Here is a 13,033-nt window from a genome sequence, read left to right as displayed (position 1 = left end):
ATGATGAAAAAAAAATATAATATAAAATCTATTATAGGAACAGCCGCCCTAACTTTATTTTTAGCAGGTTGCTCCGATATTTTAGAAGAACAGCCACGAAGTATTTATGAACCTGGTTTCTTCCGGACCGAAAGAGGCGTTCAGGGAGGATTAACTTCCATGTATGCCCATTTACGCTACATATATGGGCAAGGCTACTACTATAACGCCACTCAAACGGGTACTGACGAAGCAACCTGGGGCCAGAGTGCCGACCAAAACTTTAAGGTAATGGATATGTCCGGACAGGGAGAGCTTAATTCCGCCAGTAGCCGATCCGATGTGTTGTGGGGTGCAGCCTTTTCTAACATAAATACAGCTAGCGGTATTATTGAAAATGCTGCCGCTGTAGGAGGCATTCCAGAATCGCTGATTTCTGAAGCCCGGTTCTTCCGCGCCTTCGATTATTTTGAGTTAGTACAAACCTTTGGCGGCGTACCTTTGGATTTAGGGGGCGGAGAACTTAAGTTTAATACAAAACCTGTCAGAACCTCTGTCCGCAATACGGTACCTGAAGTTTATACCAAGGCTATCTTTCCGGATTTACTTAAAGCAGTCAATGATTTACCAGCAAACCCACGGGTTATTGGCGGTGTTTCTAAAAATGTTGCCCGTCTTTATTTAGCCAAAGCTTATCTTACGTACGCCTGGTGGTTAGAAAATCCAAATAATATTCCAACTTATCCAGCAACTCCCCGGACCGATCCGGACGGCAAAAATGCGCAATATTATTTCCAGCAGGCTTATGCTGTAGCAACAGCTGCTATCGATAATCCAGGTCCGTATGGTTTACAGGCCACCTATTACGATGTTAACGTGGCTACAAACGACCGTAATAAAGAAACAATGCTGTACGCTGACCATACGGAAACTAGCCAATTTTATAATGCAAGTAGCCTCACCAGTAGTAATGGTGCTGCTCCTGAAAACTTTGCCGGTTGGTTTATGACGTGGAATTATACAGAACTTAGAAGCGGAACTACTCCAACTTGGACTAGTTCAGTAAATTCTGTTCAACGCGAAGCAGTACAAGCCTTAGGGCGCCCCTGGATCCGGATGGCACCAACCATTGGGGCAATTACCAACACCTTCGCTGACAAAACAAATGATTCCCGCTACGATGGGACTTTTACCACGGTTTATCGGGGCAATTGGAACAAAGCCGGAGTTAATAATGCAGTTTTATATAATGCCAATGGTTTACCGGTAAGTCCTGGGGGCGCTATACTCACTTTCCTGAACGAGGAACCAACCACGCCAATTACGTATCCTAACGGCGCCGGCAGAAGTAATATTGGAGCAGGAGAATTACCGGGCCGGTCAGATTTTGTTATCTCGCCGATGGGTATTAGCCGCATCGTATATCCGGGCCTTTGGAAGCTTGGCCCTTACCGGACTGATAATGGTACTGGATTAGGCCAGCCCAATGCTGCGAGCACCCGGCCGTTTTATATTGCTAAGTTCTCTGAGTTTTACTTTATAGCGGCCGAGGCAGCTGTAAAAGGGGCAGCAACCCAACCTGGAAAAAGCGCCAGAGACCTGATAAATGTTATTCGGGCTCGCGCGGGCAAATGGCGCTGGGATAACAATGGTAATATGGCCAAAGTGGCAGACAATAGTGCGGCTATGATTGCGGCCACCCCTGCAACGATAGACATCAACTATATTCTGGCAGAACGTTCGCGGGAGTATTTTGGCGAAGGTTACCGTTGGTTTGATTTGGTGCGTACGCAAAAATGGAACGAACTGGCTTCTTCTTACCAAATTGCGGGAGTTGCCAAAGGAGATCATAAGGCGGTTACGGTAAATCGTACGATTCAGCCCTTCCATTATTTGCGCCCGATTCCACTTGGACAGTTAGATGCTATGCAAATGACACCAGACGAAAAGGCGAAATTCCAAAATCCTAATTATCAATAGTCTGACTAATTTATGTTTAAATAAAAGATTGGCTGCTCCTTTTGGGGCAGCCAATCTTTTATTTTCTATTCCAAAGCTTATTTATAGACATGAAAAAAATAGCTCCAAAACTTTTTTGCTTAGCAGTGGCCTGGCTGCTTAGTGTTACTTTGTATGCGCAATCTAACTTCAGCAGTAAGTTAATTGGCCTGGGTGTAGTGGTATCTGATCTTGATCAGTCATTAGACTTTTATGTAAATGGGATAGGAATGGTTAAAACCTATAGCTTCACCATCAATGAAGATTTTTCAAAGCGGGCAGGTCTTTCAAACGGTGTTCCTGCTTCAGTAACCGTTTTAAAACTGGAAAATAGTCCGGAAGCCAATGAGTGGAAGCTAATGAGCTTTGGGGAAAAAGCAAATCACCCTAAGCAAACTTATATACAAGATGATACTGGTGTACAATACATTACTATTAATGTAAAAGCCCTTAAGTCGGTCATTGAAAGATTAAAACAAAGGAATGTATCCTTCCTTGGAAATACGCCGACCCCATTAAACCAGAAATCACACTTACTCCTGATTCAGGATCCGGATGGAACATTTATAGAGTTAATTGGGCCATTGGAATAATTCAAGTAAGTAACAGTATCAAAAACATTTGGAGTAATCAATATTACAATAATATTTTCTATGCAATCTAAGTACCGAACAGATACATAGACTTTGATTACCTGATAAAAAGTAATTGTAACACTAGATTTAAATAGGCGCTGATATAATTAAAACTCAAAAAGGAATAAACTGATAAAATATAAATAGAATAATTACTTAGTTTAAATATATTTATGGTACCAACAGTGAAATCTGCTTTTTTCAATAAACGGGCCGCCGGGATTTTGTTTTGGCTTTTATGCCTAAGCATTCATGGGCATAGCCAACCAGCACAGGCCACCAATAAGCGAATTTTAGAAAAGGTAAATACAGAATTATCAAATGATCCTTTTCCTGCATCCTCTTTTCTAACAACAGAAAAAAAGCAAGGCAAATTTACATTAATTGAAAATGGCAAACCCAGTAACATTTTGGTAAGTCAATCAGACTTTCCGGGTGTACTAAAAGTTGCTGGTTTGTTTCAGAAGGACTTAAGCCTGGTGTCAGGTCAGGAAGCTCAGTTAACAGTTAGTGATAATTCAAAAGCAAAAAATTTAATTATAGTTGGCACCTTAGGTAAAAGCAAATTAATCGATCAGCTGGTACAGCAAGGTAAAATTGATGCGGCTAAGCTGAAAGGTAAATGGGAGCAGTTTTCTATTGTTCCGGTAAGCAAACCAATGGCGGGTGTAGAAAATGCCTTGGTGATAGTTGGTAGTGACAAGCGGGGCACCATTTTCGGCATGTTCGAGCTATCCGGAAAAATGGGCGTTTCGCCCTGGTATTGGTGGGCCGATGTACCGGTAAAAGTCCGGAAGAATATTTTCGTAAAGCCAGGAACCTACACCATTGGAGAGCCAAAGGTAAAATATCGGGGAATCTTTATTAATGATGAAGCACCAGCGCTAAGGTATTGGGCACAGGAAAAGTTCGGTGGTTTCAATCATAAATTTTACGACAAAGTTTATGAATTACTCCTGCGGAACAAAGCTAATTATTTATGGCCAGCCATGTGGCTTCCTGTTGCATTTGCAGCTGATGATCCTGAAAATGCACGTCTTGCAGATGAGTATGGCATTGTGATATCCACTAGCCACCACGAGCCCATGATGCGTGCTCATCATGAATGGCAACGCTTCAATGGGGGAGCATGGAATTATAAAACCAACAAAGCAAAACTACAGGAATTTTGGCGCGGAGGAATAGAGCGTATGGGTAATTACGAAAGCGTAGTTACCATGGGTATGCGCGGTGATGGTGATGAGGGTATGTCAGAAGAAACTGCTGTGGATCTTTTGCAAACTATTATTAAAGATCAGCGTGAAATCCTCGCCGATGTAACCGGGAAACCTGCAAAAGAAACTCCCCAGGTTTGGGCAATCTATAAAGAAGTGCAGGATTATTACGACAAAGGTATGCGGGTAGATGATGATATTACCATTCTTTTCAGTGATGACAACTGGGGGAATTTACGCTACCTGCCTAAGAAGGAAGATCTTCGCCGCCCGGGTGGGTACGGTATGTACTATCACTTTGATTATGTAGGAGCGCCTGTATCGTTCCGTTGGCTCAATGTCACCCAGATTGAACGTGTGTGGGAACAGATGGACCTTACATATGAGGCTGGAGTAAAAAACCTTTGGATAGCCAATGTGGGAGATATCAAACCTATGGAATTGCCAACTAGCTTCTTTCTCGATATGGCCTGGAACCCGGAAGCCATTAATGCAGATGATTTGCCAAACTATTATGTAAACTGGGCAAAGCAGCAATTTGGAAATGGCCATGCAGAGGAGATTGCAAAAATACTGTCCCTCTATACAAAGTATAATGCGCGGCGTATACCGGAAATGCTAAAGCCCGATACCTATAGCCTTAAAAACTACCGTGAAGCTGATAGAATAGTGGAAGAATACAGGCAGTTGCTCCACAGAAGCAAATCTATTTATAACCAACTACCCCAAAGCCAAAAATCAGCCTTCTATCAGTTGGTGCTTTCTCCGGTAGAGATGAGCAACAATATAAACGAAATGTATGTTGCGGCTGGCAAGAATAAGTTATATGCCGAAGAAGGTAGAGCTTCGGCGAACATGTATGCAGAAAAAGTGAAAGAGTTGTTTGCCAAAGATGCTGAGCTTACGCGTCAATTTCATGAAAACCTGGTAGATGGCAAATGGAATCACATGATGTCGCAAACGCATATCGGGTATACCAGTTGGAACCACCCACGTGCAAATGTGATGCCTGCCGTTTCGTATATTAATACTGCTAGTTTACCGCAACTTGGCTATAGTATTGAATATGGCCCAAATCCTGCATGGGGCGGTTTTAGTGTGGAAAGCGATCCTCTTTTTAGCCAGGGCTTTACAGCCTTTGACCCATACAATCAGCAAAGCTTTTATGTGGACATTTTTAATATGGGTGAAGGAATTTTAAACTATTCCATTGAAGCTAAAAACGATTGGATAAAACTATCAAAGCGTGAAGGGAAGGTGCAATATGATGAAAAAATATTCGTCAGCATCGATTGGGACAAAGCACCAAAGGAGAATGTATCCGGAGAGATTATAATAAAGGGGGCTGGTAAAGCGTATGCCGTCAAGGTTCCTGTTCGGAATAATCTTCCCAAAGCATCTGGGTTTGTAGAAAATAATGGAGTTGTTTCCATGGAGGCTGCCAATTATACGAATAAAATAGATTCTAAGGATATTCATTGGACGATCGTGCCAAACCTTGGTCGAACGCATTCTTCAGTAATTGTTGAACCGGTAAATGTTCCAAGACAAAAACTTCAAAAGGGATCGCCAAGATTAGAATATGAGTTTACAGTTTTTGATGCTGGAGAAATCACAGTCGAGGCTTACTTGTCGCCAACACAGGATTTTAAAAAACAAGATGGTCTGCAATACGCCATCTCAATCAATGATGAGGAACCTCAGATTATCAATATGAATGGAGGCGAAACTAAGCCTGATTATGAATATGCAGCCTGGTGGACAAAGTCTGTGGCCGATCATATCAAGACAAGAAAATCGAAGCACAAAATTGACAAGCCAGGCAAACAAACACTAAAGATATGGATGATAGATTCTGGTGTGGTATTTCAGAAATTTGTAATTGATGCCGGTGGTGTGAAAGCAAGTTACCTGGGGCCTCCTGAAAGCAAATTTATTTCTGAGAGAAAAGCTAAGAAGTAGTTTAAATCAACTTTTCCTGCTCCTCTGAAATATCTATAGTACCAGTAACCTGAAATGGTAATCATTGACAATTTCAATCAAAATGAAGTTCTTTGTCAAAGAGTTGTATCTTAGGATTAAGGTGGTAATGACTTATGATATAAAATCTATAGATAGATCTGAAAGAAGAAAAATAAAAGCTGCATCTGCGCCATTTGCCAACCTCTATTTGGCAGAAAGGTTTCAGAATTTTGATGTTTGCACGCTTTGGGTATAGCTTTAGGCTATAATAAAAAATCTTACGATGAACCTACTTTTATTAAGTATATATGGCAAGGAATGAGTTTTGTAGCCAGCCAGGTTAAGCCTTTAGACTAATAGACTTTAACTAAGCATATGCTACTACCAGAGATAAACCTTTAATCTAATTATCACTTTATCTTTACCAGAATAAATACTACCAAATTTTAAAACCCAAATATTAAATGTTTTCAATTAAAGACAAAGTTATTGTAGTAACCGGCGGCACGGGCATATTAGGCGGTGCCTTTAATATTGCCATTGCCGAAGCTGGTGGAAAGGTAGTAATTCTTGGCCGGAATGAAGAAATTGGGGAAGAACGTGCTAAACAGATTCAAGATACTGGTGGGGAAGCCATTTTTATTCAGGCCGATGTTTTAAATGAAGCAGAATTGCAGGCTGCCAGCCAAAAAATCATGGATACCTATGGCCGCATAGATGCTTTGGTAAATGCGGCAGGTGGGAACGTGGCAGAAGCGGTAATAATGCCGGATCAGGATATTTTTAATATTAATATCGAAGCTCTTAAGAAGGCATTTGACTTAAACCTGTACGGTACTATTTTACCCACTACCATTTTTGGCAGGCATATGACTGAAAACGGTGGTACTATTATCAACATTTCTTCAATGGCCGCCCAATCGGCTATTACCCGGGTGCTAGGTTATTCAATAGCAAAAGCGGCTATCGACAATTTCACCCGTTGGATGGCGGTGGAATTGGCCAATCGATATGGTGATAAAATACGAATGAATGCTATTGCCCCTGGCTTTTTTGTAACCAACCAAAACCGGCACTTATTAACTACCCCGGAAGGCGGCTACACTGCCAGAGGCGAAGCCGTAATCAGAAACACACCTTATAAGCGGTTTGGTGAGCCGGAAGAACTGAATGGTGCCCTTATCTGGCTGTTAAGCGATGCTTCAAAATTTGTAAGCGGCGAAGTAATTTGTGTAGATGGAGGCTTCCATATTTTTTCAGGTGTATAAAATAAGATAAACGATGAAATTAAGAGAAACATGGCGTTGGTTTGGCCCAAATGATCCGGTTACGCTACAGGATGTAAAACAAACTGGTGCGGAAGGCATTGTAAGTGCCCTGCACCACATTCCGCACGGCGAAGTTTGGACGGTAGAAGAAATAACCAAACGCAAAAACGAAATAGAAGCCTATGGTTTAACCTGGGATGTGGTAGAAAGTGTAACCATTCATGAGTCTATTAAAACCCGCACCGGCAATTACCAGCACTATATTGATTTATATAAGCAGTCTATCCGGAACATTGCAGCTTGCGGCATAAAAATAGTTACCTACAACTTTATGCCCGTTAACGACTGGACGCGCACCGATCTGGATTTGGTAATGCCCGATGGTTCTAAAGCTCTTTACTTCAACTGGTTTGATCTGGCGGTTTTTGATATTCATATTCTGAAAAGACTAAATGTTGAGCAAGATTATAGCCCGTTTGTTTTGGCAGAAGCCGAAAAGCGGTTTAAACAATACTCTCAAGAACAGTTAGACTACATCGTAAATATTGTCATGTTTGGCATACCCGGCGAGAAAAAACAAACGCTGGAGCAAATGCGCGAAAAACTGGAATGGTACCGGGATATTGACCGGACTGCCTTGCGTGAAAACCTAAAATATTTTCTTCAGGAAATAGCTCCGGTGGCCGATGAGGTGGGTGTTAAACTAGCTATTCACCCGGATGATCCTCCTTTCAATATTTTAGGACTACCTCGTATTGTAAGTACCGCAGAAGATTTCCGTTATATTCTTTCTGCTGTACCTAATAAGAGCAATGGGGTATGTTTCTGTACTGGTTCATTAGGAGCTGGACCACAAAACAACTTACCCGAAATAGCCAAAGAAATTGGTGACCGAATTCATTTTGTACACTTACGTAACGTAAAAAAAGATGAGCACGGCAACTTCTTTGAAGACGATCATTTAGGCGGTGACGTGGATATGTACGCTGTTATGAAAGAAATTCTAACGGTTCAGCAAACGGTAGACACTCCCATTCCTTTCCGTCCGGATCATGGTCATCAAATGATGGATGATTTAAACAAAGTTACCAATCCGGGTTATTCCTGCATTGGCCGGATGCGGGGCTTAGCGGAATTGCGCGGGTTACAATTAGGCATCTGCCGTTCCGAAGGCTGGTAAGCAAATCTTAACAATATGTTTTTGTGGCGGCAAATGGTTAGGGGACATTAATAAATAAGAATAGGTAAGCTTTCGTAGACGATTATTTATAAAACAATCTAAGTTGCCTGTCAACTGAATTTTTAAATAATCATGAGAAAAGTCTTCCTTATGTAAATTACCCTAACCATTTGCTCCCTAAGGCCATTTAAAATATAAACCTGTCAATATTTTCCATAAATCTGGCTGACCTCCCCCCTTCAGCGATTCTATCACTTCCTTTCAAATTGCCTTCTTTATAAAAATTTAACATTTTTTCGGAATTTTTAGCCTGTTCCAAGCCTATTAAAATTTTGCTAATTTTTCAGCCACAACTACTAAAAGTTTTATAAGAAAATTGGCTTTCCTCTATCAAAATCTTTCTCGTTTATGGTTTATTTAATCGGTTTCTTTTACAATATTTTTAAAAAGACGAAACATATTGTAAATTTAACAGTTAGAAACAGAAAAGGTTAATCATCTCTCACCTAAAATTTTAAGTGTTTATGAGACCATTAAATTTACACCCACTTTTAATTTATTTGCTGACTCTTACTCCAGAAGACAGCTCTTAAATTTTTAAATCAATTTTTGGACACTTTCACTTATATGCTCTACTGGCATAAGCGTCTTCTTTTTTAGGCCTAACTCTTTGTTGGTGTATTCAACCATTACTTGGATAAAATGAATGGAATATTAAATCTATTTCTAATCAGGATGCAGCTAATAAAATATTTATGCAGGTACCAATACATGGTCAGGACTAAGTTAATTTTTCTGATAACCTGCTAAAGCCAGGGATATATATCAACATGCGGGGCGATACGGCCCTAGTTTGCTAAATATTCAATAATATCCTTTTCTTTCTCCAAAGCCTTATAAGACTTCAATTACTAGGTCTTTATTGAAAATATATTTCTAACAACTAATTATTTTATGCCTATGAGATAAAAAATAGTTCAATACTAAAAAAGAACTACTCAGGTATTTTAGCTTGGTAGCTTCTCCCCTTTTCAATCCAATATCTACCACTATAGTTAATAAATGTATGAAAAGAAACTTTTACCTAATTCTGTTCCTGTTTTTTTTAGGAGGTTACACAGCAAATGCTCAAAACCTTATTTCCAACGGCAGCTTTGAGAGTGACTTCTCGGGCTGGAATAATTTAGCCGGAGACGGCGCACAGGCAACCTTTTCCTTAGAAACAGCTGACAAAGTAGATGGCAATAAAGCAATGAAGGTGGAGGTAACAACTGCCGGAGCTAATCCCTGGAGCATTCAAAATATTAGTAATGCCTGGAGCTCCGAAACAGGTAAAACCTACACCCTTTCTTTCTACGCTAAAGCCGCTGCCAATGGCACCAGCTTACGGGTAGTACAGCAAACCCAAACCTACGCACAACAAGAGTTTATTTTAACCACAAGTTGGCAAAAATATGAATGGACCTTTACCGCTCAGGAGGCTGGTCTGCAGTTGCGCTTTAACTTCCTCCAAGCTGGTACTTATTATATTGACAACATCAATATTCCGGGCCTGACACCACCCGCCCAATTGCCCAATCTAATTACCAATGGCAGCTTTGAGAACAATTTTACTGGCTGGACCAATCTGGTAGGAAGCGGGGCTAACGCAACTTTTTCACTGGAAACAACCGATACAAATGATGGCAGCAAAGCCATGAAAGTTGAAGTAATAAAACCAGGTAGTAATTCTTGGGATGTACAAAGTATTGGGAGCGCCTGGAAATCGGAAACTGGCAAACAATATACCCTAACCTTTTATACCAAAACAGCAACCGTAGGTAGCTCATTTAAGGTAATCCAGCAAATAGGTGGTTCTTATGCTGAAAGAATAATTACCCCTACTAGTTCCTGGCAAAAATATGAATGGATCTTTACAGCAGGGGCAGATGGTTTGCAACTTAAATTCCACTTCCCTAACGCCGGCATTTTCTTTATTGATAACATAAATATTCCTGCTCCAGTAGTAAATCTGATTCCTAATGGTGGCTTCGAAAACGATTTTACCAGCTGGACACATCACGCCAATCCGGGTGCGGCAACATTCTCCATAGAAACTGCTGATAAAGCAGAAGGCAATAAAGCCATGAAAGCCGAGGTAATTACACCAGGGCCAAACCCTTGGAGTGTTCAAAGCATAAACAGTGCCTGGCTGTCGAAAACCGGCCAGCAATATACCTTGAGTTTTTATGCCAAAGCAGCTACAGCTGGTAGTTCATTTAAAGTTATTCAGCAAAAAACCACTTATGCCGAACAGGTAATAAACCTAACTACCTCCTGGCAAAAATACGAGTGGGTTTTCGTGGCCCAGGAAGATGGACTGGAACTAAAATTCCATTTTCCTACAGCCGGCACTTTTTATATAGATAATATTTACATTCCTTCAACTGGCAGCAGCGCCGAACCCGCACCAGAACCTTACACGCCAACCGGCCCACCCATTGCTACCGGGAAACCAAAATTTTTAGGTGGAGTTTACAGCCAGTCTCAGGTTCCTAATTTTAATAATTATTGGAGCCAAGTAGTACCAGAAAATGCTGGGAAATGGGGTGCCGTGGAAGCAACCCGGGATGTAATGAACTGGACGGAACTGGACGCCTCTTATAAACTTGCTAAAGATAACGGCTATCCCTTCCGCTTCCACGTGTTAATCTGGGGAAATCAGCAACCCGCCTGGATTGAAAACCTTCCTCCTGCAGAACAACTGGAAGAAATAAAAGAATGGTATGCGGCCATAGCCCAACGTTACCCCGACATTGATTTTATTGAAGTGGTGAACGAACCGACTCACGATCCGCCTTTAAAACTTAATGCTAACGACCAGGGCAGCGGTAACTACATAGAAGCATTGGGTGGCAATGGCGAAACTGGTTGGGATTGGGTACTTAACTCTTTCCGTTTAGCTAAACAGTATTTCCCGAACACTAAACTGATGCTTAACGACTATAGTGTGGAAAATACAGTTGTTGGCGCCCAGCGTTACTTACATATTGTTGACCTGCTAAAACAAGAAAACCTAATCGATATCATTGGTATTCAGGGTCATGCTTTTTCCACACAGGGAGCCTCTACGGCTACATTAACCTCTATTATGGATATGTATGCAGCCCGTAATTTACCAGTAATGATTACTGAGCTAGATATTGATGGCTTAACCGATCAAATACAGCTAAATGAGTACAAGCGGGTATTCCCAATTTACTGGGAGCATCCTTCTGTAATGGGTATAACCTTATGGGGCTATCGTCCGGGCCACTGGCGAACAAACCAGGGAGCTTACCTGGCGCATGCCAATGGTGCAGAACGCACAGCATTAAAGTGGTTACGGGAATATGTACAAAGCGGCAACAATGTTAATACTCCTGTAATAACACCAAACCAAGTACTGCAGGTAAGTGAAGCCGCTATAAACGGGGCCGAAGTTGGAACTGTTAAAGCAACGGATGCCGATGCAAACACCACGTTTAACGGCTGGAAAATTGTAGGCGGAACAGGAGCCTCTATTTTTACGATTAATGCCAGCACGGGAACAGTAAAATTAAGTACTAATCCAGGTTTCGATTTCGAACAAAATCCTGCTAGCTACACCCTTGTTGTAACTGTACATGATGGTTTTACAACCAGTACTCCCAAAACAGTAACGGTAAAGGTTGGTAATGCTAACGACAATCCTCCGGTTATTACAGCCGCTATGAGTTTTTCGATTGATGGAGGCTCCTGCAACGTGTTAGGCAAAGCAACTGCTACGGATGCCGATGATACCAACGAACCAGAATTTACTACCTTCCAAAACTGGCAAATTACCGGGGGAAATGGAGCTAATATTTTTGCTATCAATGGTACCACTGGTCAAATTTCGATTGCTAATCCGGCTCTGCTAAACTTTAGCAACAAAACTTATAACCTATTACTTACCGTTAGTGATGGAGCTAACTCTAGTACTGCGGCAGAAGTAAATATTACCATTGCTGATAGGCTTTTTGTGTGCCATAAAGGAAATGTTATCCAGGTATCTAAACATGCTGTACCAGCTCTTTTAAGTCAGGGCGATTGCCTTGGCCAATGTGCTGGCAATACTAATAATAATGCCCGTATGGCCTCACCTGCTGCAGCGGAACCAAATCAGCTGCGAATTTACCCTAACCCGGCGAAAGGTGCTGTTACCATTGATTTAGGTGTAAATGAAGATCATATACAATCAGTAGCCGTACAGGATGCTGCCGGACGTTTGGTGATGCAATTACAAGTTAGTAGAGCTCAAACTTTGGTTATCCCTGGAAATCAATTAAAACCAGGTATCTATCTTTTCAGAATGCAGGGCGATAAAGTAATTAATCGTAAGGTCATTATTGAATAATAAACCTGTAAACGAGCAACAGTGGTCTTTATATGAAACCACTGTTGCTCGTTTTTATTTTTATCTTACTATAATTTAAACCCAGAGAACCATCCCTTCCTAATTACCATAGCCATCTAATGCTACCTGATTAATTTAAGTTATCTCCCTGCTTTTCCCTCCTTTCACAGAAGGTCAAATTTAGCTAATTAAACAGTTTACAGTTAAGTATTTACCTCTCATCGGTTTTATTGTAGAGGCTAATTCCTTTATCAGACAACCCTGGCTTTTTCCTAAAAATATGGTTTTTATAAGATAGAGCCACCACCTCTATGATATGCTTACTTGTTTTTGATTGATAAACTATTATGGTTAGAACTTGGGTTATTGTAAATATAACGCTTACCAGCCATATTATAATC

General features: G+C 41.0%; 6 protein-coding genes. All 6 read left to right on the top strand.

Annotation, left to right across the window (positions count from 1 at the left end; genetic code table 11):
* The 6 genes from ADHAQ_RS0116715 (at position 1) to ADHAQ_RS27670 (ending at position 12,632) form a co-directional block, all read left to right on the top strand.
* Positions 1-1,959, top strand: coding sequence for a RagB/SusD family nutrient uptake outer membrane protein (locus tag ADHAQ_RS0116715; RefSeq protein ID WP_245590628.1), 1,959 nt, complete (start codon positions 1-3; stop codon positions 1,957-1,959).
* Between the two features lie 89 nt (positions 1,960-2,048).
* Positions 2,049-2,570, top strand: coding sequence for a VOC family protein (locus tag ADHAQ_RS0116710; protein WP_026463909.1), 522 nt, complete (start codon positions 2,049-2,051; stop codon positions 2,568-2,570).
* 215 nt (positions 2,571-2,785) lie between these two features.
* Positions 2,786-5,788: a glycosyl hydrolase 115 family protein gene (locus tag ADHAQ_RS26070; RefSeq protein ID WP_034256885.1), complete on the top strand. Its 3,003-nt coding sequence runs from the start codon at positions 2,786-2,788 to the stop codon at positions 5,786-5,788.
* Between the two features lie 464 nt (positions 5,789-6,252).
* A complete protein-coding gene (locus ADHAQ_RS0116690; protein WP_026463908.1) occupies positions 6,253-7,056 on the top strand; it encodes an SDR family oxidoreductase in 804 nt (267 codons plus the stop codon).
* Positions 7,057-7,069: 13 nt separating this feature from the next.
* Positions 7,070-8,236: a mannonate dehydratase gene (gene uxuA / locus ADHAQ_RS0116685; RefSeq protein ID WP_026463907.1), complete on the top strand. Its 1,167-nt coding sequence runs from the start codon at positions 7,070-7,072 to the stop codon at positions 8,234-8,236.
* 1,066 nt (positions 8,237-9,302) lie between these two features.
* Positions 9,303-12,632 carry an endo-1,4-beta-xylanase gene (locus ADHAQ_RS27670; protein WP_071781127.1) on the top strand — a complete coding sequence of 1,110 codons (3,330 nt, stop codon included), beginning with the start codon at positions 9,303-9,305 and terminating at the stop codon, positions 12,630-12,632.
* Positions 12,633-13,033: the final 401 nt, after the last annotated feature.

Origin of the sequence: Adhaeribacter aquaticus DSM 16391, from assembly GCF_000473365.1 — a bacterium.
Lineage (GTDB): Bacteria > Bacteroidota > Bacteroidia > Cytophagales > Hymenobacteraceae > Adhaeribacter > Adhaeribacter aquaticus.
The sequence above is the reverse complement of the archived record's forward strand: the minus strand, read 5'-3'. Positions and strand labels throughout refer to the sequence as shown.

Coding starts and splice junctions, on each gene's coding strand:
- ADHAQ_RS0116715 (WP_245590628.1), top strand. CDS start 1: ATGATGAAAAAAAAATATAATATAAAATCTATTATAGGAACAGCCGCC.
- ADHAQ_RS0116710 (WP_026463909.1), top strand. CDS start 2,049: ATGAAAAAAATAGCTCCAAAACTTTTTTGCTTAGCAGTGGCCTGGCTG.
- ADHAQ_RS26070 (WP_034256885.1), top strand. CDS start 2,786: ATGGTACCAACAGTGAAATCTGCTTTTTTCAATAAACGGGCCGCCGGG.
- ADHAQ_RS0116690 (WP_026463908.1), top strand. CDS start 6,253: ATGTTTTCAATTAAAGACAAAGTTATTGTAGTAACCGGCGGCACGGGC.
- uxuA (WP_026463907.1), top strand. CDS start 7,070: ATGAAATTAAGAGAAACATGGCGTTGGTTTGGCCCAAATGATCCGGTT.
- ADHAQ_RS27670 (WP_071781127.1), top strand. CDS start 9,303: ATGAAAAGAAACTTTTACCTAATTCTGTTCCTGTTTTTTTTAGGAGGT.